The 21,735-nt window shown below is 46.1% G+C and carries 18 protein-coding genes and 1 tRNA gene; 14 read left to right on the top strand and 5 right to left on the bottom strand.

Features of this window, described 5'->3' with window-relative positions; all coding sequences use genetic code 11:
• Window positions 1-9 precede the first annotated feature (9 nt).
• Entirely contained in the window at window positions 10-171 is a 162-nt protein-coding gene (locus CCC70_RS11290) for a hypothetical protein (protein WP_015525281.1), read from the bottom strand.
• Between the two features lie 304 nt (window positions 172-475).
• On the opposite strand from CCC70_RS11290, the gene CCC70_RS11285 reads away from it, so the two are divergent.
• Window positions 476-1,300 (top strand): S8 family peptidase, encoded by an 825-nt coding sequence (locus CCC70_RS11285; RefSeq protein ID WP_015525272.1) that lies wholly within the window; start codon window positions 476-478, stop codon window positions 1,298-1,300.
• Between the two features lie 163 nt (window positions 1,301-1,463).
• Window positions 1,464-2,675, top strand: coding sequence for an NADP-dependent isocitrate dehydrogenase (locus CCC70_RS11280; protein ID WP_059085918.1), 1,212 nt, complete (start codon window positions 1,464-1,466; stop codon window positions 2,673-2,675).
• A 122-nt stretch (window positions 2,676-2,797) separates the two neighbouring features.
• Here CCC70_RS11280 and CCC70_RS11275 read toward each other — a convergent pair whose 3' ends face one another.
• Complete coding sequence (locus CCC70_RS11275; protein ID WP_278796936.1) at window positions 2,798-3,595, bottom strand: sirohydrochlorin cobaltochelatase; 798 nt, start codon at window positions 3,593-3,595, stop codon at window positions 2,798-2,800.
• 201 nt (window positions 3,596-3,796) lie between these two features.
• On the opposite strand from CCC70_RS11275, the gene hemA reads away from it, so the two are divergent.
• From hemA to CCC70_RS11240, 7 genes are all read left to right on the top strand, one after another.
• Complete coding sequence (hemA, locus tag CCC70_RS11270; protein WP_021653027.1) at window positions 3,797-5,026, top strand: glutamyl-tRNA reductase; 1,230 nt, start codon at window positions 3,797-3,799, stop codon at window positions 5,024-5,026.
• Entirely contained in the window at window positions 5,016-5,507 is a 492-nt protein-coding gene (locus CCC70_RS11265) for a precorrin-2 dehydrogenase/sirohydrochlorin ferrochelatase family protein (protein ID WP_015525267.1), read from the top strand. The genes hemA and CCC70_RS11265 overlap by 11 nt, the downstream gene beginning before the upstream one ends.
• Entirely contained in the window at window positions 5,494-6,387 is an 894-nt protein-coding gene (hemC, locus tag CCC70_RS11260; RefSeq protein ID WP_022426910.1) for a hydroxymethylbilane synthase, read from the top strand. The genes CCC70_RS11265 and hemC overlap by 14 nt, the downstream gene beginning before the upstream one ends.
• On the top strand, window positions 6,384-7,889 hold the full coding sequence (gene cobA, locus CCC70_RS11255; RefSeq protein ID WP_287084858.1) for a uroporphyrinogen-III C-methyltransferase: 1,506 nt from the start codon (window positions 6,384-6,386) through the stop codon (window positions 7,887-7,889). Before hemC ends, cobA begins: the two co-directional genes overlap by 4 nt.
• A gap of 2 nt (window positions 7,890-7,891) precedes the next feature.
• Window positions 7,892-8,875, top strand: coding sequence for a porphobilinogen synthase (gene hemB / locus CCC70_RS11250; RefSeq protein ID WP_022426908.1), 984 nt, complete (start codon window positions 7,892-7,894; stop codon window positions 8,873-8,875).
• Window positions 8,875-10,155, top strand: a complete 1,281-nt coding sequence (gene hemL / locus CCC70_RS11245) for a glutamate-1-semialdehyde 2,1-aminomutase (protein WP_015525262.1) — start codon at window positions 8,875-8,877, stop codon at window positions 10,153-10,155. Before hemB ends, hemL begins: the two co-directional genes overlap by 1 nt.
• Before the next feature lie 188 nt (window positions 10,156-10,343).
• Window positions 10,344-11,426: a lactonase family protein gene (locus CCC70_RS11240; protein ID WP_287084857.1), complete on the top strand. Its 1,083-nt coding sequence runs from the start codon at window positions 10,344-10,346 to the stop codon at window positions 11,424-11,426.
• 129 nt (window positions 11,427-11,555) lie between these two features.
• Here the strand turns inward: CCC70_RS11240 and aroC are convergent, their stop codons facing one another.
• Complete coding sequence (gene aroC / locus CCC70_RS11235) at window positions 11,556-12,650, bottom strand: chorismate synthase (RefSeq protein WP_287084856.1); 1,095 nt, start codon at window positions 12,648-12,650, stop codon at window positions 11,556-11,558.
• A gap of 226 nt (window positions 12,651-12,876) precedes the next feature.
• Here aroC and CCC70_RS11230 point away from each other — a divergent pair, with 226 nt between their 5' ends.
• From CCC70_RS11230 to CCC70_RS11215, 4 genes are read left to right on the top strand one after another with little or no spacing between them, the layout of a single operon-like run.
• The gene (locus CCC70_RS11230; RefSeq protein ID WP_022426904.1) at window positions 12,877-13,818 is read left to right on the top strand and encodes a magnesium transporter CorA family protein; all 942 of its coding nucleotides are present in this window, start codon (window positions 12,877-12,879) and stop codon (window positions 13,816-13,818) included.
• A 30-nt stretch (window positions 13,819-13,848) separates the two neighbouring features.
• Window positions 13,849-14,739 (top strand): hypothetical protein, encoded by an 891-nt coding sequence (locus CCC70_RS11225; RefSeq protein WP_022426903.1) that lies wholly within the window; start codon window positions 13,849-13,851, stop codon window positions 14,737-14,739.
• Window positions 14,740-14,767: 28 nt separating this feature from the next.
• Window positions 14,768-16,204, top strand: a complete 1,437-nt coding sequence (gene pyk, locus CCC70_RS11220; protein ID WP_118514433.1) for a pyruvate kinase — start codon at window positions 14,768-14,770, stop codon at window positions 16,202-16,204.
• A gap of 52 nt (window positions 16,205-16,256) precedes the next feature.
• The gene (locus tag CCC70_RS11215) at window positions 16,257-17,546 is read left to right on the top strand and encodes a diaminopimelate decarboxylase (protein ID WP_059085911.1); all 1,290 of its coding nucleotides are present in this window, start codon (window positions 16,257-16,259) and stop codon (window positions 17,544-17,546) included.
• A 124-nt stretch (window positions 17,547-17,670) separates the two neighbouring features.
• On the opposite strand, the gene CCC70_RS11210 is transcribed toward CCC70_RS11215, so the two are convergent.
• Window positions 17,671-19,047, bottom strand: coding sequence for an MATE family efflux transporter (locus CCC70_RS11210; RefSeq protein ID WP_287084855.1), 1,377 nt, complete (start codon window positions 19,045-19,047; stop codon window positions 17,671-17,673).
• A gap of 78 nt (window positions 19,048-19,125) precedes the next feature.
• A tRNA-Leu gene (locus tag CCC70_RS11205) sits at window positions 19,126-19,207 on the bottom strand.
• 221 nt (window positions 19,208-19,428) lie between these two features.
• Here CCC70_RS11205 and ftsH point away from each other — a divergent pair.
• Window positions 19,429-21,294, top strand: a complete 1,866-nt coding sequence (gene ftsH, locus CCC70_RS11200; protein WP_270390384.1) for an ATP-dependent zinc metalloprotease FtsH — start codon at window positions 19,429-19,431, stop codon at window positions 21,292-21,294.
• The last annotated feature ends 441 nt before the right edge of the window (window positions 21,295-21,735 follow it).

Genomic DNA, 21,735 nt, shown 5'->3' with positions numbered 1-21,735 from the left:
GGACGTTCTTCAGCAGACGTCCTTTTTTTGATGTTGTTTTTTCCATTCTGCGATAAACTGAAGCTGTTCCTGGTCAGATAGTTCCTGGGAAGCGGCGTCATTTCCTGCAGCGGCACAGCAGAAAAGAACAAAGATCTGGAGTCCGAAGAATACAAGAAAAAAGAGAAGCATAGAAAAACCTCCTTTATTTTTCAGATATGTTAAGTATTGGAGGAGATAATGTATTTTATACATTATATTGCAAGAAAATATAATTATCACCGGGTATGGAGATTTTTAAAACAGCTTCTGTATATCTCATTTTTTCCACAGCTGATCGCGGAACCTAAATAAAATATACAGCAAAGATCCCGGGGATTCAGATGTAAGATCCCGGGGTCTTTTTATATAAAACGAGTAGCGGGAAAGATGGTCGCAGAATAAGCTAAAGAAAGGTCAGCTGTCCGGCGGGAGAGCTTTGGAAAGGTATAAAAGGATGTATACAGGAAAAGGGATAGGCGTGGCGGTTCTGGATACCGGTATTTTTCCTCATATAGATTTTGGCAGCCGTATTTCCGTGTTTCGTGATTTTACAGGAGTCAGACGCAGCCCATATGATGATAACGGACATGGGACTCATGTCAGCGGGATCCTTGCAGGGGACGGAACTGCATCAGGTGGAAAATATAAAGGGGCTGCACCTGGCTGCAGTATCGCTGCTCTGAAGGTTCTGGATCGTTTCGGGAACGGAAGCAGGGAGGATGTGATGCGGGCATTTCGGTGGATCATGGAGTTTGGAAGCATTTATCATATCCGTATCGTTAATATTTCAGTGGGAACAACATCCCGGGATCATAAGGAACAGACAGATCTTCTTGAAGGAGTGGAAAAACTTTGGGATCTGGGATTTGTGGTGGTAGCTGCAGCAGGAAATCAGGGACCGGGGGCCGGCACGGTAACAGCACCGGGAAGCAGCCGGAAGATCATTACCGTAGGCTCCAGTGATATGCTGAATGGCAGAAAGGCAGTTTCCGGAAGAGGCCCTACTTTTGACTGTGTGTGCAAACCGGATTTGGTAGCGCCGGGAAGCCAGGTCATTGCCTGTGCACCGGGACTGCCGTACTCATATGGACTCAAAAGCGGAACCTCCATGTCGACGCCTCTGGTGTCAGGAGGGATCGCCTGCCTTCTGGAAAAAGATCCCCGGCTTTCTAATGTAGAGGTAAAGATGTTGTTAAGAGAAAATGCAGAAGATATGGGACTTCCCAGAAATCAGCAGGGATGGGGGAAATTTAACTGTGAAAAACTGTTGGCAGGCTGAATTATTATACAATTCTTATAAACATAGTGTGGTAAAGCACAAAAGCGTTGACGGAACCGGAAAATATGAGTACAATGTACAGTAAAAGTGCTGAAGAAAGATTCTAAAGGAAAGAGCACCTGGAATCCGAACAGGAGAATAAACCTCAAAAGGAGAAAATAATATGGAAAAAATCAAAATGCAGACACCTTTAGTTGAGATGGACGGAGACGAGATGACACGTATCCTGTGGCAGATCATCAAGGATGAACTTCTCACACCGTATCTGGAACTGAATACAGAATATTATGATCTTGGTCTTGAGCACAGAAATGAGACAGATGATCAGGTTACCATTGATGCAGCAGAAGCAACCAAGAAATACGGAGTAGCCGTAAAATGTGCCACGATCACGCCAAACGCAGCCAGAATGGAAGAGTATGACCTGAAAAAAATGTACAAGAGTCCAAACGGAACGATCCGTGCTATTCTTGATGGAACTGTATTCCGTGCGCCGATCGTTGTAAAGGGAATCGAGCCATGTGTAAAGAATTGGGTGAAACCGATCACACTTGCACGTCATGCATATGGAGATATCTATAAGAATACAGAATTTTATATTGACAAGCCGGGAGATGCATATCTTGTATTTGAGGGCGAAGACGGAGAAGAGCGTAAGGAGCTGATCCAGCATTTTGATGGAGCAGGTGTTCTCCGTGGCATGCATAATCTTGATGATTCCGTAAAGAGCTTTGCGAGAAGCTGCTTTAATTATGCACTGGACACAAAGCAGGATGTATGGTTCGGAAGCAAGGATACCATTTCCAAAACATACGATGGAAGATTTAAAGAGATTTTCCAGCAGATCTTTGATGCAGAGTTTAAGGATAAATTTGAGGAAGCCGGCCTGACCTATTTCTACAGTCTGATCGATGATATCGTAGCCCGTGTTATGAAGGCAGATGGCGGTTTTATCTGGGCATGCAAGAACTATGACGGAGATGTTATGAGCGACATGGTATCTTCCGCATTTGGCTCTCTTGCCATGATGACCTCTGTACTGGTATCCCCGAAGGGATATTTTGAGTATGAGGCTGCCCACGGAACAGTTCAGAGACACTATTATCGTCATCTTGAGGGAAAAGAAACATCCACAAACTCTGTTGCAACGATCTTTGCATGGACAGGAGCTCTCCGCAAGAGAGGCGAGCTGGACGGAAATGAAGCACTTGCTGATTTTGCAGGAAAACTGGAAAAAGCAACACTGGATACCATTGAAAGCGGAAAGATGACCAAGGATCTTGCACTGATCACTTCCCTGAAAGAGGTACAGGTATTGAACAGCAAAGAGTTTATCCTTGCTGTAAAGACAAAACTGGATGAACTGATGGCATAAATAACAGGAATTTCAGAACTTCAAGTAATTTCATAAAAAATAAAAAACTGCACCGGAAGATCCTGGGATGGATCACGGTGCAGTTTTTTTATGAGGGATATATATGGATCATCTGATCTCTGTCAGACCGAAGCGTTCATGGCCTGCTGTACATGTTCCACAAGGATCTGCCGGACCTGGGGATATTCGCCAAGTCCCTTCAGTACAGGGGTGACTTCATATCCTTCGGAAGAAAGACGGTTCATCCAGGAGTCCGGATCTGCACCGGCCAGATCGTTCTGTGCATGGTCGCCGGCTACGATCATGAAAGGCGCCAGCACGATCTTTTTCGGATGAAAGCTGTCGGCAGCCCGGAGAAGGGAGTCCAGGGCTGGATAGGCTTCTACAGTTCCAAGAAAAATATTTTTATGTCCGGTATCTTTAAAACGGTAATCCAAAGCAGCGTAAACCGTGTTTGCGTAGTGTTCTGTTCCATGTCCCATCAGTACAAGTGCAGTGTCCGGATCCATGTCCCGGAATTCATCTGCAACTACCCGGACGATCGCCTGGTTATCTTCTTCTGTTGTGAGAAGAGGATTTCCGAAAACAATACTGGAAAAACGGTCACGAAAAGAAAGCGCATCGGCTTTCATCTGATCATTTTCGATACCGTTGATCACATGAGTCGGCTGTACGATCACATCGGTGATACCATCCAGAAGCATCTGTTCCAGAGCCTCCTTTACCGTGTGGATCGTAAGACCGTCCCGCTTTTTCAGTTTGGCAATGATCATTTTGCTTGTCCATGCACGGTAGGTGGGACAGGCCGGGAATGCATCGGCAATATCGTGCTCGATGGCCTCGATGGTAAGCTTACGGGTGTTTTCATAGCTTGTGCCGAAACTTACTACTAGGATCGCTTTTTTTGAAGCTGAGTTCATACGGGGATTTCCTCCATCCTGATAATTATGGTGATTATGATAAACTCTTTATATTTCTCCGCTGGAATATAAAGATGATCCGCAATTTCTACCATAAGATATTATAAAAGGGAGGGCTGACATTGTCAATCGTAGTTGACTTTCCTTACGGAAATGTTTATCATTATAAAAGATTGTGGAAACAAAGGAGAAACGTAGGACATGAGTATATTCATGATTGGAATCGATCATAATATGGCACCTGTAGATGTCAGAGCGCAGTTTGCTTTTACCCGTAAAAATACCGGAGAGGCGCTGCGCAGGCTGAAAGAAGAAGCTGGGATCTGCGGGTGTATTATTCTGTCGACCTGTAACCGGCTGGAACTGTGGGTAAGTACTGCAGATGAGGAGAAGCCGGACCTGTATCAGTGGCTCTGCTCGTTGAAAGGTGTGCAGGGAGAACAATACCAGAAGTATTTTACCAGCAGAGAAAACGAAGAGGCGGTGGAACACCTGTTTTATCTTACCAGCGGACTGAAATCCCAGATCCTGGGGGAAGATCAGATCCTGACCCAGGTAAAAGATGCGTTGAGTATGTCAAGGGATGAGTTTACCACAGACAGTGTTCTGGAGGTGCTTTTCCGTATGGCGGTAACTGCAGGCAAGAAGATCAAAACGGAAGTGCCGTTTTCCCATGGAAATCCTTCTGTGATCCATCAGGCCATCCGTTTTCTGGAAGAGGGCGGTTATCATGTTCGCAATAAAGTCTGTATGGTGATCGGAAACGGTGAGATGGGGAAGATGGCTGCCCAGACACTGCGTGAAGCAGGAGCGGATGTGACGGTTACGATCCGTCAGTACAGAAGTGGTGTTGTGAGCATTCCTGTTGGATGCAGCAGGATCAATTATGGTGAGAGAATGGATTATCTGCCGGAGTGTGACCTGGTGGTCAGCGCAACAGCAAGCCCCAATTATACACTGACGGAAGAATTGTTTGAGGATGTACGTGTGGAACGACCTATGATCCTTATCGATCTGGCAGTTCCAAGAGATATTGATCCGGAGATCCGAAAAAAAGATAACATCACACTTTATGATATGGACAGCTTCCGAACCGGCGAGACACCGAAGGAACTTGCAGATAACCTAGAAGCAGCAGGAGCCATTGTGAAGGCCCAGATGAACGAATTTTTCCAGTGGCTGGAAGGTCGTGATATCATCCCGCGCATCCAGGAGATCAAAGCGGATGCTGTGGAAGATCTGAACCTGAGGATCGAAAAAATCTTCCGGAAAACTCCTATGGAGGATTCAGACAGAGAAAACCTGAAAAAAGCAGTGGATACTGCAGCCGGAAAGGTTGTGAACAAGCTGATCTTCGGGCTTCGGGACAGTCTGAACCAGGATGCTTTTCTGGAATGTGTGGAAGGACTGGAGAAACTTTATGAAGAATAAACCTTATTTCCCCATGTTTATAGACCTGTCCGATAAAAATATCGTTGTGGCAGGTGGTGGTAATATTGCTACCAGAAGAATAAAAACTCTTCTGAAATTTACAAGAAATATCACGGTAGTGGCTACAAAAGTGACCCAGGAGCTTATGGATCTCGGGAAAGCAGGAACCGTGACTCTGTATATCCGTCCCGTGAAACGTTCTGATTTTGCCAATGCATATATGGTGATCGCAGCCACCAATGACTGGAAGCTGAATGATGAGATCCACCGTGTCTGTAAGGAGGAGGGCATTTATGTTAATGTAGCCTCCGACCGGGAAGCCTGTGATTTTTATTTCCCAGGCGTATATATGCGGGATGAAATGGTAGTTGGAGTTACAGCCAGCGGACTGGATCACAAAAAAGCAAAGCGTGTAAGGGAAGAGATCCAGAATGCGCTGGAAAAAGTATTGGGAGAGCAGGATGAAGATGAAGAGAGATAAGATCGTGATCGGCAGCAGAGAGAGTAAGCTTGCAGTGCTGCAGAGCGAAATGGTCCGTGACTACATAAAAGAAAAAAATCCGGATCTGGAAGTGGAAATCCTCACTATGAAAACTACCGGGGATATCATTCTGGACCGTACACTGGATAAGGTTGGCGGAAAAGGGCTTTTTGTAAAGGAGCTGGATAAAGCACTGATAGATGGAAGAAGTATTCTTTCTGTACACAGCCTGAAAGATATGCCTATGGAGGTTCCGGAGGAGCTGCCGCTTCTGGCTTTTTCCAAAAGAGAAGATCCGAGAGACGTACTGGTTCTTCCTGAGGGAGCTTCTGAACTTGATAAAAGCAAGCCCCTTGGATGCTCCAGCTTAAGGAGAACCTTACAGCTTAAAAAACTGTATCCGGATATGGATGTCAGAAGTATCCGCGGAAATCTTCAGACAAGACTCCGGAAGCTGGATGAAGGACAGTACAGTGCATTGATCCTGGCTGCTGCCGGCCTTAAGAGACTTGGACTGGAATCCAGGATCAACCGGTATTTTACAGCAGATGAGATCATTCCGGCTGCTGGTCAGGGAATCCTTGCTGTACAGGGAAGAAAAGGGGAAGCTTATGATTTCCTGGAGGGCTACTGTGATAAGGATGCCTGGACCGCGGGAAGTGCGGAGCGTGCTTTTGTAAAGCTCCTGGATGGAGGGTGCTCTTCTCCGGTGGCTGCCCATGCGGAAATTCTCGGGGATGAGATCTATCTCAGAGGGCTTTATTATAATGAAAAAGACGGTTCCTATGTAACAGGAACACTGCGTGGCAATAAGGCAGATGCGGAAAGCTTAGGCAGGGAATTGGCAGAAACTCTTCGGAAAAAAGGAGAAAACAGATGAAAACAGGAAAAGTATGGCTGGTAGGAGCGGGTCCTGGCGATATTGGCCTTTTTACATTAAAGGGCCTCAAAGTGCTGGAACAGGCAGATGTGGTCGTCTATGACAGTCTGGTAGGTCAGGGAGTTCTGTCAAGAATCCCGGAAAATGCCAGGCTGATCAATGTAGGCAAACGTGCCAGTCACCATATCATGCGTCAGGAAAATATCAATCAGGTACTTCTTGAGGAGGCACAGCGGGGTCTTCGTGTGGTGCGCCTGAAAGGCGGAGATCCATTCCTCTTTGGAAGAGGAGGAGAGGAACTGGAGCTTCTTCGGGAGAATGGGATCCCTTATGAGGTTGTTCCGGGTGTTACTTCCTCCATTGCAGTACCGGCATATAACGGGGTTCCGGTAACACACAGGGATTTCTGTTCTTCAGTCCACATCATTACAGGACATAAGAGGGCCGGAGAAGAATATGATATAGACTTCCGGGCACTTGTTGATACAAAGGGAACGCTTGTATTTTTGATGGGCGTGTCCGCACTTCCGGATATCTGCGAGGGTCTGATAGGTGCAGGAATGGAAAAGGACATGCCTGCAGCGATCCTGCAGAAGGGAACTACAGCAGGTCAGAAACGGATCGTAGCAACAGTTTCTACCCTGGAAGAAGAGGTGAAACGCCAGGGGATCGAGACACCGGCGATCATTGTGGTGGGTAAGGTATGTACACTGGCAGAGAAGTTTGGCTGGTATGAAGAACTGCCGCTTTCAGGATGGAAGGTCCTTGTCACAAGACCGAAAGAGCTTGTTTCCAGAACTGCGGACATGCTTCGTGAAAAAGGCGCGGAGGTTCTGGAGCTTCCGGCGATCCGTACTGTCCCCATGGAAGACCAGAGCCGTCTCTATAAAGCGCTGGATCACCTGGAGGAATATCAGTGGCTTGTATTTACCAGCCCTACAGGTGTAAGGGTATTTTTTGAAGAACTGATCCGCCATGGAAAAGATATCCGTGCCATGGGAAATGCTCGTCTGGCCGTGATCGGGGAGGGAACAAAAAAGGCCCTGCAGGAAAGAGGATTGCTGGCAGATTTTGTGCCGTCGGTATATGACGGGGATACTCTTGGAAAGGAACTTTCAGAGCTTCTTTCCGGTGGAGAAAAGATACTTATCCCGCGGGCAGAAAAGGGCAATGAAAAGCTCACGGCATTTCTTGCACAGGCAGGTGCTGTGATCGAGGATGTTCCGACCTATCAGACTCTTTACGAAAAGAGCCAGCTCATCGATGAGAAGAAGGAATTTGAAACAGGACAGATCAGCTGTGCGGTGTTTACAAGTGCCTCCACTGTGAAGGGATTTGTGGAGGGAACAAAAGGACTGGATTATTCAAAGGTTAAGGCGGCCTGCATTGGCAGACAGACGAAGGCGGCTGCTGAGAGCTTTGGAATGAAAGCATATATGTCAGAAAAAGCCACCATTGACAGTCTTGTCAAGCTGGTGGAGGATATGAAAAGGAGCGAATGATCATGGAACTGACAAAAAGACCAAGAAGATTAAGAGGTAGCGAAAACCTTCGTAAGATGGTACGTGAGACAAGAATGGATAAATCTTCTCTTATGTATCCTATGTTCGTAATGGAAGGAGAAAATAAGGAAGAAGAAATTCCGTCCATGACCGGGCAGTACCGTTACAGCCTGGACCGTCTTCCGTATAAACTGGAGCAGCTTTCCAAAGCCGGTGTAGGCAGTGTGATGTTTTTTGGTATTCCTGACCATAAGGATGAAGTGGGCAGCGGTGCCTATGATCCGGAGGGAATCGTTCAGAGAGCTCTTCGCATTGCAAAAGAGAAATTTCCGGAGCTTTATTATGTAACAGATGTATGCATGTGTGAGTACACTTCTCATGGCCATTGCGGCGTTCTCTGCGGTCATGATGTGGACAATGATAAGACGCTGGAGCTTCTCGCAAAAACAGCACTTTCCCACGTGGAGGCAGGTGCGGATATGGTTGCTCCTTCTGATATGATGGATGGTCGTGTTGCAGCGATCCGCCAGTGTCTGGACAAGGCAGGACATTATACAACACCGATCATGTCCTATGCAGTAAAATATGCTTCTGCATTTTATGGTCCGTTCCGTGAGGCAGCAGATTCTGCTCCGTCCTTTGGGGACAGAAAAAGCTACCAGATGGATCCGCACAACAGCAGAGAAGGGCTGAAAGAGGCGCTTGCAGATGTGGAAGAGGGTGCAGATATCATCATGGTAAAACCGGCTCTTGCATACCAGGACATGATCTGGCAGGTAAAGGAGATCACAAACGTTCCGGTTGCCGCATACAGTGTCAGTGGTGAGTATGCAATGGTAAAAGCAGCAGCTGCAAACGGCTGGATCGACGAAGAAAGAATCGTGGGTGAGATGGCTACAGGAGCATTCCGTTCCGGCGCGCAGATCTATCTTACCTATTATGCGGAGCTTCTGGCAAGACTTATGGATGAAGGGAGGATCGGCTGATGACAAGATCAGAACAGTTATTTGAGCGTGCGGTAAAAAGAATCCCAGGAGGCGTAAACAGCCCGGTAAGATCTTACGGAGCCATCGGTGAGGCACCTCGTTTTATTGAAAAAGCAGATAAATGCTATATCTATGATGTAGATGGAAACCGTTATGTGGATTACATTGATTCCTGGGGCCCGATGATCCTGGGACATAATTTCCCGGAGATCCGCGAGAGTGTGATCAAGGCCTGCGAAAATGGCCTGAGCTTTGGCTGTGCTACAGGAATCGAAGTAGAGATCGCAGAATTTATCTGTGAACATATTCCACATGTAGATATGATCCGTATGGTAAACTCAGGAACAGAAGCTGTTATGAGTGCCATCCGTGCAGCAAGAGGTTTTACCGGAAAAGACAAGATCATCAAATTTGCAGGTTGCTATCACGGACACAGCGACTGCCTTCTGGTAAGTGCTGGCTCCGGTGTCATGGCAAGTGGTATTCCGGATAGCGCCGGTGTTCCGAAGGGCTGTACACAGGATACCATGACGGCTACCTACAATGATGCCGCCAGTGTGGAAGCACTTCTCAAACAGGAAGAGGGAAATGTGGCAGCCGTGATCGTGGAGGCAGTAGGAGCAAACATGGGTGTGGTTCCTCCGAAACCAGGCTTCTTAAAGCGGCTTCGTGAGCTTTGCGATGAGCACAATTGTCTGCTGATCTTTGATGAAGTGATCACAGGCTTCCGACTTGCCTTTGGCGGAGCAGCAGAGTATTTTGGTATCCGTCCGGATCTTGTCACCTACGGGAAAATAATCGGCGCAGGAATGCCGGTAGGCGCTTATGGCGGACGTAAGGAGATCATGGATCTGATCTCACCGTGTGGTCCTGTATACCAGGCAGGTACCTTAAGCGGAAACCCGGTTGCCATGGCTGCAGGTTTCACACAGCTGAAATATCTCTATGAGCATCAGGAAATCTACAAAGATCTGGCTGCCAAAGGTGAGAAGCTTTACGGCGGCTTGAAGAAGATCGTGGAGGAAAAAGGTCTTCCATATCAGGTAAACTATGATTCTTCTCTGGCAAGTATTTTCTTTACAGACCAGGAGGTAAAAGACTATGTTTCTGCAAAAACATCCAACCTGGAGCTTTTTGCAAAATATTTCAAGGGAATGCTGAAACGAGGCATTCATCTTGCACCTTCCCAGTTTGAGGCGATGTTCCTTTCCACAGCGCATACAGATGAAGTAATTGATGAAACTCTGGAAGCAATGAGAGGCGCTTTGGGAGATCTGTAAAGAGGCGTAATGGATGCGCAGGAGCCGATCCATTTGCGTGGATTATGTGTGAACGCCATAGTGGACGGCAGCTTTGCATAAAAAATTGCACAAAAGATAACAGGATGGTAACTTGTTCTTGCAGAAGCTTTGTGATAAAATAAACACAAAAATACGTAACCAATGTAAAAAGCAGGAGGCCAGAACTTATGGGAAAAAAGAAGTACGTGGCTTACGTGGGAACATATACCCATGGAACCAGTAAGGGAATTCAGGTATACGATGTAGATGTAGAAAACGGAACACTCACAGAACGAAGCGAAGTGGAGGTCAGCAACGCTTCTCATCTGGCGGTATCAAAAAACGGTAAATATCTGTATTCCATTGAGGATGAGGGTGTAGCTGTATTTGAAAGAGACAAGAACGGTGATCTTACCCGCCTCAACAGTGTGGATATCAACGGAATGCGAGGCTGCTATCTTGCAACAGATGTGGACGGAAGATATCTTTATGTGGCAGGGTACCATGATGGTAAGGTAACGGTTGTACATACACATAAAGACGGCCGTCTGGGAAGTGTTATGGACGGCGTTTTCCACAAGGGACTTGGAAGCGTGGCAGAGCGTAACTTCCGTCCGCATGTTAATTGTGTACGTCCGACACCGGATAATAAGTATCTCTGTGCGGTAGATAATGGTATCGATCAGGTTAAGATCTATCGTATCAATAAGAAGAAAGACAAACTGGAGCTGGTTGACATTCTTCGCTGCCCGAGAGAGAGCGGCCCTCGTATCATCCGTTTCAGTGATGACGGAAGATTTGCATATCTTCTTTTTGAGCTCAGCAATGAGGTGAAGGTATACAGCTATGACGGAAGCGGTAAGAACCCGGAGTTCCAACTGCTTCAGAGCATTACCACTCTTGGAAAAGAGGATTCCAATGATGCGCTCCATAACGCAGCTTCCGGTATGTCTCTTTCCGCGGACGGTAAATATCTTTTCTGTACAACAGCAGGGGAAAATACTGTGACTATGTATGCAGTAGACCAGGAAACAGGCCTTCTGACCAAGAAATTTACACTTCCGATCAGTGGTGATTACCCGAAGGATCTTATGATCTTCCCGGATAACAAGCATATTGCTGTTGCCAATCATGCCAGCAACAGTATTACCGTTTTCACTGTGGATTATGAAAAGAATATCATCATGATGAACGAAAAACCGAGAAAGATCGAGACACCGAACTGTATCCATATCTGGCCGGTACCGGATACATGGGAGCAGTTGGATTAAGAACAGGATTGATCAAAGTAAGTCTTGTACAGGCAGACAAAAACAGACTCAGGGACGAGTAGGAACTTTCCCTGAGTCTGTTTTTTTTGCGCATTTATAATTTTTTATCTGACAGGTCAAAATGTGAAATTACCGCTGATAAAATTCGTGGATACGATCCATCCGTGCACTCATATTGTTAAAAAGTGCATCTGTAATGGTAAGTGCTGCCATAGCTTCCACAACGACTACTGCACGCGGTACGATCACCGGATCATGCCGGCCCTTGATCTCAAGCTCCAGGTTTTCTCCGGTGTTGGTCACAGTAGACTGAGACTGACTGATGGAAGGAGTTGGTTTGATATGTGCACGGAGAATGATATCGCTACCATCACTCATACCGCCCATAATACCACCTGCGTGGTTGGAAGTTTTGGAAATAATGCCGTCTTTTTGTACAAAACCGTCGTTGTCTTCGGAACCGGTAAGACGTGTCACATTGATGCCGTCACCGATCTCAACAGCTTTTACAGCACCAATGGACATGATCGCATGAGCGAGGGTAGCATCCAGCTTGTCAAAAACCGTATCGCCCAGACCGGCAGGAACGTTTTTGATGCGGCATTCGATCACACCGCCGGCACTGTCCTGACTGTTCAGACATTGTTCGAGATAGGCAGATGCCTTTGCGGCTGCGTCGGCATCTGGCATGCAGAGTGCATTATTTCGGATCTCTTCTTCTGAGAAGGACCGGATCTCTACAGGACCGATGGATCTTGCGTAGGTAGTAAATGTAATGCCAAGTTCGTTTAACAGCTTGATGGCAATGGCACCGGCTGCCACACGTCCGGCGGTTTCTCTTCCGGAGGAGCGTCCACCTCCACGGTAATCACGGAATCCGTATTTCTGGTCAAAGCTAAAGTCTGCGTGACCGGGACGATAGGAGTATGCGATATTTCCGTAATCTCTGGAACGCTGATCTGTATTGCGGATCAGAAGAGAAATTGGAGTACCGGTAGTCTTTCCTTCAAAAACTCCGGAAAGGATCTCCACCAGATCTCCTTCCTTACGGGCAGTTGTATAACGGCTCTGACCGGGCTTTCTCCGGTCAAGAAAAACCTGGATATCTTCTTCGCAGAGAGAAAGACCTGCGGGACAGCCGTCGAGAACGGCACCGATAGCCTTGCCGTGAGATTCTCCCCAGGTGGTAACCACGAATTTTTTTCCGAATGATGACTGACTCATTTGTATAACTTCCTTTCGTTGGAATTCTGGAATCATTATATAGGAAGCCGGAAAAAATGTAAAGAACGTGGAAGGCAGAATGAATTTTTATGTAAAGATCATGTGAAATTATTTAAAAGCTCTTTTAAAAAGAAAAGGTATGAATTGACAAAGCTATTTTGACTATTTATAATAAAAAAGAATTTTGCCCTGGCAAAAGAAAAGCAAGAGAAGGGAAGTGGGAATCGTGGTAAGGATTTACAAGACAATAGACGGAGCCATCCACCAGATACAGGAACCGGAGGAAGGCTGCTGGATTGCGCTGACGAATCCGACGGCAACAGAGATTTTTGAATTTTCCGAGAAGTTTGATATAGAGGTTGACGATTTACGATCCCCTTTGGATGAGGAAGAACGGTCACGTATCGAAGTTGAGGATAATTATACACTGATCCTGGTTGATGTTCCTATGATCGAGGAACGTAATGACAAGGACTGGTATGGGACAATACCGCTTGGCATCATTGTGACGGGGTCTATGATCTTTACCATCTGTCTGGAGGACACACCGGTTCTTACCAGATTTATGGAGGGAAGAGTCCGGAGCTTTTTTACCTATATGAAGACCCGTTTTATCTTTCAGATCCTTTATAGAAATGCGAGCATGTACCTGCGTTATCTGCGTATCATTGACAAAAAAAGTGAGCAGGTGGAAGAAAAACTGCATCTTTCCACAAGAAATGAGGAGCTGATCGAGCTTCTGGAGCTGCAGAAATCTCTGACTTATTTTATTACGTCACTCCGGTCCAATGAGGTTGTGCTGGAGAAGCTTCTGAAGATAGACAGTATCAAGAAATATCCGGAGGATACGGATCTTCTGGAGGATGTCATCACTGAGAATAAGCAGGCGATCGAAATGGCCAATGTGTACAGCGGTATCCTGAACGGAACTATGGATGCTTTTGCATCGATCATCTCCAATAATATGAATATCGTTATGAAGGTACTGGCGATCATTACTATTGTCATGAGTATTCCGACTATTGTGTTCAGTGCTTACGGAATGAATGTGGCTGGTTCCGGTATGCCCTTATCAAGGAGTCCATTGGGATTTCTGATCATTATCCTGATTTCTGTGGCGATCAGTGTTGTGGCAGCGATCATTCTTTCCAAGAAGCGATTTTTCTGATTTTCAAAAGTTTTCTGAAAGGAGATTTTAATGAAATTTATCGACAAACTGGAACGTAAATTCGGAAGATTCGGGGTTCCGAATCTGACTGTTTACATCATCGGATGTTATGTGCTGGGGTATTTTCTGGCTATGTTTGCTCCAGGAGTTTTGAATATGCTGAGTCTTGATATGTCCATGGTCATGAAGGGACAGATCTGGAGATTGGTGACATGGGTGATCTATCCGCCGTCCAGTGTGGGAGGAACCGGCAATCTTGTGATGTTCCTTCTCGCAATCTTTTTTTTCTATTATCCGATTGGTACTTCACTGGAACGTACCTGGGGAACTTTCCGGTACACATTGTATATTTTTTCAGGTGTTTTGTTTACTGTGATCGCAGCAGTGCTTTTACATGTATTTACAGGTGGTTATGTGGTGATGAACGGGATCGCCTATTCTCTTGGCGGAAATATTTTTACCACATATTATATCAGTCTTTCTATTTTCCTTGCCTATGCAGTCACATATCCGGATCTTCAGCTGCTTCTTATGTTTGTGATCCCGATCAGGATGAAATGGATGGCCTTTGTATACGGACTGTTCATTGCGTGGGATATCGTATCTTATCTTCGAGTCGGGCTTTGGGTAGGTGTAGTACCGATCGTAGCATCACTTTTAAACTTTGTGATCTTTTATTTCAGTACCCGTGATATGAACCGATACAATCCAAAGGAGATCCACAGGAGGCAGCAGTTTAAGAAGGCTGTGGCTCCTTCCAGAACAGGGTCCGGTCCGGATGGGATCGCCAAGCATAAATGTGCGATCTGCGGACGTACCGAAAAGGATGACCCAAACCTGGAGTTTCGTTTCTGCTCAAAGTGCAACGGAAATTATGAATATTGTCAGGATCATTTATTTACACATAAACACGTACAGTAAAACGTAAAAAGAAGGAGAATAATTGATTATGAAAAAAACTAAGATCATTTGTACACTTGGACCTGCCAGCAATAACAGGGAAACTCTGAAGGCTCTTATGGAGAATGGAATGGATATTGCCAGATTTAACTTTTCTCACGGAGACCACGAGGAGCAGAAGGGCCGTGTGGATATGATCAAGGAGCTTCGTGAGGAGCTTGATATGCCTATTGCCATGCTTCTTGACACAAAGGGACCGGAGATCCGTACCAGACTTTTAAAGGACGGACAGAAGGTTAAGCTGGAAGCGGGAAAACAGTTTGTACTTGGAATTGGCGATTTTGAAGGCGACAGCACAAAGGTTGCTATCACATATGAGACACTTTACAAGGATGTAAAACCGGGAAACAGAATCCTCATTGATGATGGTCTGATCGAGCTTGAGGTTAAGACAATCAGGGGAACCGATATTGTCTGTGACATCTTAAACGGTGGTGAACTGGGAGAGAAGAAGGGTGTGAATGTTCCCTATGTAAAAGTAAATCTTCCGGGAATCACAGAGCAGGATAAAAAGGATATCATTTTTGGTATCGAACAGAAATTTGATTTTATCGCGGCATCTTTTGTCCGTTCCGCAGAGGTGATCCGTGAGATCCGTAAGCTTCTGAATGATAATGGCGGAAAAGATATCGGTATTATCGCGAAGATCGAGAATGCAGAGGGTGTTGAGAATATTGATTCCATCATTGAAGCATCTGATGGTATCATGGTTGCCAGAGGAGATCTCGGTGTGGAAATTCCTGCAAGCCAGGTACCTCATATCCAGAAGGAGATCATCCGTAAGTGCAACGAACATTATACACCGGTTATTACGGCAACACAGATGCTTGATTCCATGATCCGTAATCCGCGTCCTACACGTGCAGAGGTAGCTGATGTTGCCAATGCGATCTACGACGGAACCGATGCGATCATGCTTTCCGGAGAGACAGCAGCCGGCAAATATCCGATTGATGCTCTTAAGATGATGGCAGATATCGCAGAGATGACAGAGCCGCATCTGGATTATAAAGTGTTTATTGAACATCGTTCCATGGACGGAAGAGAGAAGATCTCCAGTGCAGTGGCACTTGCAACGGTGCGTACTGCAAAGAACCTGAAGGCGAACGCTATCGTAACACCGACAATGAGTGGAAATACAGCCAGACTGATCTCCAATTTCCGCCCGAAGGTTCCAATCTATGCGATCACACCGAACTCAACCATCCAGCATAAACTTCAGCTGATCTGGGGTGTAACACCTCTGAAAGGATATCAGAGAGATACCACGGACCATATCATGTCTCAGGCTATGAATGTTGTCCGCAGCCGTCATCTGATACATAAAGGAGACCTTGTTGTATTTACAGCAGGAGACCCTGCGACCAACATGACAAACGGTCGTGGTGCAGTGACAAATATGATGCACGTGATCGAGGCAGAATAAGACTGAGGTTTCTTCGGGAATAGCAGTCGGAAAAACAGGAGATGCAGTTATTATGAAAAAAGAACCATTTGTGACACTTGAGAAACTCAACGAGATTACTGAAAAGTTTCCGACACCCTTCCATCTCTATGATGAGAAAGGAATCCGTGAGAATGCAAAAGCCCTGAAAGAGGCTTTTGCATGGAACAAAGGATTCAAGGAATTTTTTGCGGTAAAGGCAACACCGAATCCATATCTGATCAATATTCTGCAGGAGTATGGCTGTGGCTGCGACTGCTCCTCAGAGACAGAGCTTATGATGGCTAAGGCAGTAGGCTGCAAAAAGGGCGATATCATGTTTTCTTCCAATGACACACCGGAGAAAGAGTTCAGATATGCAGATGAGATCGGTGGGATCATCAACCTTGATGACATCACACATATTGAGAGCGTAGAGAAAGCTCTCGGAAAAATCCCGGAAGTGATCAGCTGCCGTTACAATCCAGGTGGAGTATTTAAGATCAGTAACGGTATCATGGATAATCCCGGAGATGCAAAATACGGAATGACTACCGAGCAGATTTTTGACGCATTCCGTATCCTGAAATCCAAAGGTGCCAAAGAGTTCGGAATCCATGCATTCCTTGCAAGCAACACAGTGACCAATGATTATTATCCAATGCTTGCAAAGGTTATGTTTGAGCTTGCCGTGAAGCTTCAGAAGGAGACAGGTGCACACATTAAATTCATCAACCTTTCCGGTGGTATCGGAATTCCTTATAAACCGGATCAGGAGCCAAATGATATCCGTGTGATCGGTGAGGGTGTCCGCAAGGTTTATGAAGAAGTACTTGTTCCGGAAGGAATGGGTGATGTTGCGATCTATACAGAGCTTGGCCGTTTCATGATGGGACCGTATGGCTGCCTTGTCACAAAAGCAATCCATGAGAAACATACGCATAAAGAGTATATCGGCGTAGATGCCTGCGCAGTAAATCTGATGCGTCCGGCTATGTATGGTGCTTATCATCACATTACGGTTATGGGTAAGGAGAACGAGCCGTGCGATCATAAATATGATGTGACAGGTTCCCTCTGTGAGAATAATGATAAATTTGCCATTGACCGTATGCTTCCGAAAATCGACAAGGGAGATCTTCTTGTGATCCATGATACAGGTGCTCATGGTTTTGCAATGGGTTATAACTACAATGGTAAACTGAAATCTGCAGAGATCCTTCTTCATGAGGACGGCAGCTTTGAGATGATCCGTCGTGCCGAGACACCGAGAGATTATTTTGCAACCTTTGACTGCTTCCCTGTTTTTGAGAAACTTCTTCAGGATGAAGACGAACTGAAATAAAATAGCGGAAATATATAAAAACAGCCTTCTATGCATCTTGTAATGATGCTGGAAGGCTGTTTTATGTTTAAGTATCTGGTAGGCATAAGATCGCGAGCAGGGCGGAAGGTGGTCAAATGCAGGGTTACAGCTTCCGGCTGCCGGAGATTTCTGCCAGGGCTTTTCTAAACTCAAAGAAAAACAGGACGGCAGTAAATGTAACGGCCAGGATATCCGCAACCGGCTCGGCCATATAAACTGCATTTGTCCGGTCAGCACGGAAAATATTGGGCAGGATATAGATCAGCGGGATGACCAGAATAAATTTCCGGACAATAGCCACAATGATGGAATCTTTGGCTCTGCCAAGGGAGATAAAGGTCATCTGGCAGGCAATCTGGATACCAAAGATAAACACAACTGCCATATAGATCCGGAGCGCTGTTTTTGTGAAAGCAAGTAATGTACTGTCCGAAGTAAACATTCCGGCAAAGATCTGCGGGAAGATCATAATGATCAGCCACAGGATCACGGAATAAGAAACACTTGTTTTTATAAGAAGCTTAAATGTAGAACGTACACGTTTTTCGTTACGTGCACCATAGTTGTAGCTGATGATAGGCTGTGCACCCTGACCAAGTCCCTGAAGAGGAAGCATGGCAAACTGCATGACGCTGGTAAGGATAGTCATGGCTCCTACGGCAACATCCCCGCCGTATTTTAAGAGTGAGGAGTTGTAGCAGACAGAGATAACGCTTTCACTGAGCTGCATGACAAAGAGAGAAGAGCCAAGAGCCATACAGGGCAGAATGATATCAGCTTTTAGTTTCATGGTGCTTTTCCGAAGCTTCAGGAAGGTCTTTTTTCCAAAGAGGAAGGAGAGGACCCAGATGCAGGAAAATGCCTGGGAGATCACTGTTGCCAGAGCAGCGCCCCGGACACCCATGTGGAATCCGAAAATAAAAACCGGATCCAGAATAATGTTGGAGATCGCACCGATCAGTACAGAGAGCATTCCGGTTTTTGCGAATCCCTGGGCTGTGATGAAATTATTCATGCCAAGAGTCAGCTGTACAAAGATAGTTCCTACTGCATAGATATTCATGTAACCCACCGCATAGTCGATGGTGTTTGCACTGGCGCCGAATGCAAGGAGAAGGCTGCGGTTTCCGAGAAACAGGATAACAGTCAGGATCAGGGAGATGATGATCTGCATGGTGAAGCAGTTTCCGAGAGTCTGTTCGGCTTTCGACGTGTCATTTTTACCCATAAAGATGCTGGCTCTGGGAGCGCCTCCGTTTCCGACAAGAGCAGCAAAGGCGGATACGACCATGATAAGCGGCATACAGACACCTACACCGGTAAGGGCAAGAGCACCCTCTCCGGGAATATGACCAATATAGATACGGTCGACGATATTGTAGAGCATATTGATGAGCTGTGCGGCAACTGTAGGAAGTGCAAGCTGCAGAAGCAGCTTTCCGACAGGCTCGGTTCCTAAAAAGCTTTTGTCTTTTTCCATTTTTTTATTCCTTTCGTGATTTTTTTGTATTATATAATAAAGACCTGACAGATTTCTCCGTCAGGTCTTTTATGCGAATGCCGCTGGCCGGACTCGAACCGGCACGGATTGCTCCGCTTGATTTTGAGTCAAGTGCGTCTGCCAATTCCGCCACAGCGGCATAACCATTTATTATAATAGCACAGTATCGGGTGGCTTGCAAGGATTTTTTCAGAATAAAGGTATTATTTGGAAATATTTTTAATTCTAAAATGTTTATGAAATCGGATGAGGCATCCTTGAAATTGACTGAAAAAAGTGGTACAGTGTACTACAAGGCTGTACCACCTGATATAGCACTGTGGATATAGCGATATACTATAAGATAACGGAGGAGACTGCATGAATCTGAATTCCAAAAAACCAGAGAAGCGGCCGCTGTATGTATATTATATCATTGCGGTCGTCATTATTGTTCTGCTGAATGTTTTTGCTCTTCCTGCTCTTTCTGAGAGAAGTGTAAAAGAAACCGATTACACCACCTTTCTGAAAGCCGTAGACAGAGGAAAAGTATATGAGGCAACCCTTAATTCCGATTACATTTATTATACTATGAAAGTGGATGGAAATGATGTCTATTGCAAGACGGTATCTGTAGATGATCAGGATCTTGTATCACATCTTTACGATGCAGGAGTAAGTATAGAGGGAACTGCACCCCAGAGGCAGTCATTGCTTTTGTCTCTGATCCTGGGATATGTACTTCCGATCGCGATCTTTGTTCTTCTGGGACGCTGGCTCAGCAAGAAGATGATGAGCTCCATGGGCAGCGGAGGACCGGGAGGAATGATGTCCTTTGGCAAAAGCAATGCCAAGGTTTATGTGAAATCCTCTACGGGAATCAAATTTTCAGATGTTGCCGGTGAGGATGAAGCCAAGGAGCTTTTGACGGAAATTGTAGATTTCCTTCATAATCCGGAGAAATACAGAGAGATCGGTGCTTCCATGCCGAAGGGTGCCCTTCTTGTAGGCCCTCCAGGAACCGGTAAAACCCTTCTTGCCAAGGCAGTTGCCGGTGAGGCGGAGGTTCCGTTTTTCTCAATTTCCGGTTCGGAATTTGTGGAGATGTTTGTGGGTATGGGTGCTGCCAAGGTACGTGATCTTTTTAAACAGGCCAATGAGAAAGCACCATGTATCGTATTTATTGATGAGATCGATACCATCGGCAAGAAACGTGACGGCTCCGGAATGGGCGGCGGAAACGATGAGCGTGAGCAGACACTGAACCAGCTTTTGACAGAGATGGACGGTTTTGACGGTTCCAAGGGTGTTGTGATCCTGGCAGCTACCAACCGACCGGATTCCCTTGACCCTGCACTTCTTCGTCCGGGACGTTTTGACAGAAGGATCCCGGTTGAGCTTCCGGATCTTCAGGGGCGTGAGGAAATCCTGAAGGTTCATGCCAAGAAGATTAAAATTGCGGATACAGTCCGGTTTGATGAAATTGCCAAGGCGGCAGTCGGTGCCTCCGGTGCGGAGCTTGCCAATATTGTCAACGAGGCAGCTCTCCGTGCAGTCCGCGACGGACGGAAATTTGCCACACAGGCGGATTTTGAAGAAAGCATCGAAGTTGTTATTGCCGGATATCAGAAAAAGAACCGTGTACTTTCCAATAAGGAAAAGCTGATCGTTTCCTATCATGAGGTTGGTCATGCACTGGTTGCTGCCAAGCAGACAGATTCTGCACCGGTCCATAAGATCACGATCATTCCACGTACCTCCGGTGCACTGGGATATACCATGCAGGTAGATGAGCAGGAACATTTCCTGATGACTAAGGAAGAACTGGAGAATAAGATCGCTACATTTACAGGCGGCCGTGCAGCGGAAGAGCTGATCTTCCATTCCATTACTACCGGTGCCTCCAATGATATTGAGCAGGCGACCAAGATTGCCAGAGCGATGATCAGCAGGTATGGTATGAGTGATGATTTTGACATGGTTGCCATGGAAAATGTAAGTAATCAGTATCTTGGCGGAGATGCAAGTCTCACCTGTTCCTTTGAGACGCAGACGCTTCTGGATAAGAAGGTTGTGGAGCTTGTAAGACGGGAGCATGAAAAGGCTACGAAGATCCTGACGGATAATATCGGAAAGCTTCATGAGATTGCCAAGTATCTGTATGAGCATGAGACGATTACCGGTGAGGAGTTTATGAAGATCTTGAATGAAGCGCCGGTGGAGATTGAGAATACACAGGAAAATTAAATATGTTGGCGGGAGGGACGCCGAAGGGAATACTTCTGTATGGTCTTCGGCTTCCGTTGGGTGTTAGTTCTAAGGCCCTGAAAATCTGCTAAAACCATTAAAAAAAGTTCGGAACTCGCGGCTTGTTGCCGCTCAGACAGCCGAACTTTTTTTAATAACGCAGATTTCCAGAACCTAAGGACTAGCAGCCCTCCTCCAGAGACAGAGCCATACAGAAGTATTCCCTCCGGCTGTGCTCTGGCCATGTGGATTGCTTCTGACTAGTCTTTACCATATTTCCGGGTGTACCTTGGAACAGGTGAGTGCCAGACTTCCGGGGCCAATGTGGCAGGAAACGCTCAGGGAGAGAGGGAAGATGTTGACTTCACCGATATTCGGGAAGGTGGTGAGGACTTCTTTTCGGAATTCTTCGGCTGCTTCCAGGTTGTGGGAGTGGATGAC

This window comes from Blautia sp. LMAG:89, assembly GCF_008679485.1.
Classification (GTDB): Bacteria; Bacillota; Clostridia; order Lachnospirales; family Lachnospiraceae; genus Blautia_A; species Blautia_A fusiformis.
Note: the sequence above shows the minus strand (reverse complement) of the source record. Positions and strands in the feature narration are given on the sequence as shown.

What these genes read in the sequence shown, in the direction of transcription:
- CCC70_RS11290 (WP_015525281.1), bottom strand. Translation starts at nt 171, where the DNA reads ATGCTTCTCTTTTTTCTTGTATTCTTCGGACTCCAGATCTTTGTTCTT.
- CCC70_RS11285 (WP_015525272.1), top strand. Translation starts at nt 476, where the DNA reads ATGTATACAGGAAAAGGGATAGGCGTGGCGGTTCTGGATACCGGTATT.
- CCC70_RS11280 (WP_059085918.1), top strand. Translation starts at nt 1,464, where the DNA reads ATGGAAAAAATCAAAATGCAGACACCTTTAGTTGAGATGGACGGAGAC.
- CCC70_RS11275 (WP_278796936.1), bottom strand. Translation starts at nt 3,595, where the DNA reads ATGAACTCAGCTTCAAAAAAAGCGATCCTAGTAGTAAGTTTCGGCACA.
- hemA (WP_021653027.1), top strand. Translation starts at nt 3,797, where the DNA reads ATGAGTATATTCATGATTGGAATCGATCATAATATGGCACCTGTAGAT.
- CCC70_RS11265 (WP_015525267.1), top strand. Translation starts at nt 5,016, where the DNA reads ATGAAGAATAAACCTTATTTCCCCATGTTTATAGACCTGTCCGATAAA.
- hemC (WP_022426910.1), top strand. Translation starts at nt 5,494, where the DNA reads ATGAAGAGAGATAAGATCGTGATCGGCAGCAGAGAGAGTAAGCTTGCA.
- cobA (WP_287084858.1), top strand. Translation starts at nt 6,384, where the DNA reads ATGAAAACAGGAAAAGTATGGCTGGTAGGAGCGGGTCCTGGCGATATT.
- hemB (WP_022426908.1), top strand. Translation starts at nt 7,892, where the DNA reads ATGGAACTGACAAAAAGACCAAGAAGATTAAGAGGTAGCGAAAACCTT.
- hemL (WP_015525262.1), top strand. Translation starts at nt 8,875, where the DNA reads ATGACAAGATCAGAACAGTTATTTGAGCGTGCGGTAAAAAGAATCCCA.
- CCC70_RS11240 (WP_287084857.1), top strand. Translation starts at nt 10,344, where the DNA reads ATGGGAAAAAAGAAGTACGTGGCTTACGTGGGAACATATACCCATGGA.
- aroC (WP_287084856.1), bottom strand. Translation starts at nt 12,650, where the DNA reads ATGAGTCAGTCATCATTCGGAAAAAAATTCGTGGTTACCACCTGGGGA.
- CCC70_RS11225 (WP_022426903.1), top strand. Translation starts at nt 13,849, where the DNA reads ATGAAATTTATCGACAAACTGGAACGTAAATTCGGAAGATTCGGGGTT.
- pyk (WP_118514433.1), top strand. Translation starts at nt 14,768, where the DNA reads ATGAAAAAAACTAAGATCATTTGTACACTTGGACCTGCCAGCAATAAC.
- CCC70_RS11215 (WP_059085911.1), top strand. Translation starts at nt 16,257, where the DNA reads ATGAAAAAAGAACCATTTGTGACACTTGAGAAACTCAACGAGATTACT.
- CCC70_RS11210 (WP_287084855.1), bottom strand. Translation starts at nt 19,047, where the DNA reads ATGGAAAAAGACAAAAGCTTTTTAGGAACCGAGCCTGTCGGAAAGCTG.
- ftsH (WP_270390384.1), top strand. Translation starts at nt 19,429, where the DNA reads ATGAATCTGAATTCCAAAAAACCAGAGAAGCGGCCGCTGTATGTATAT.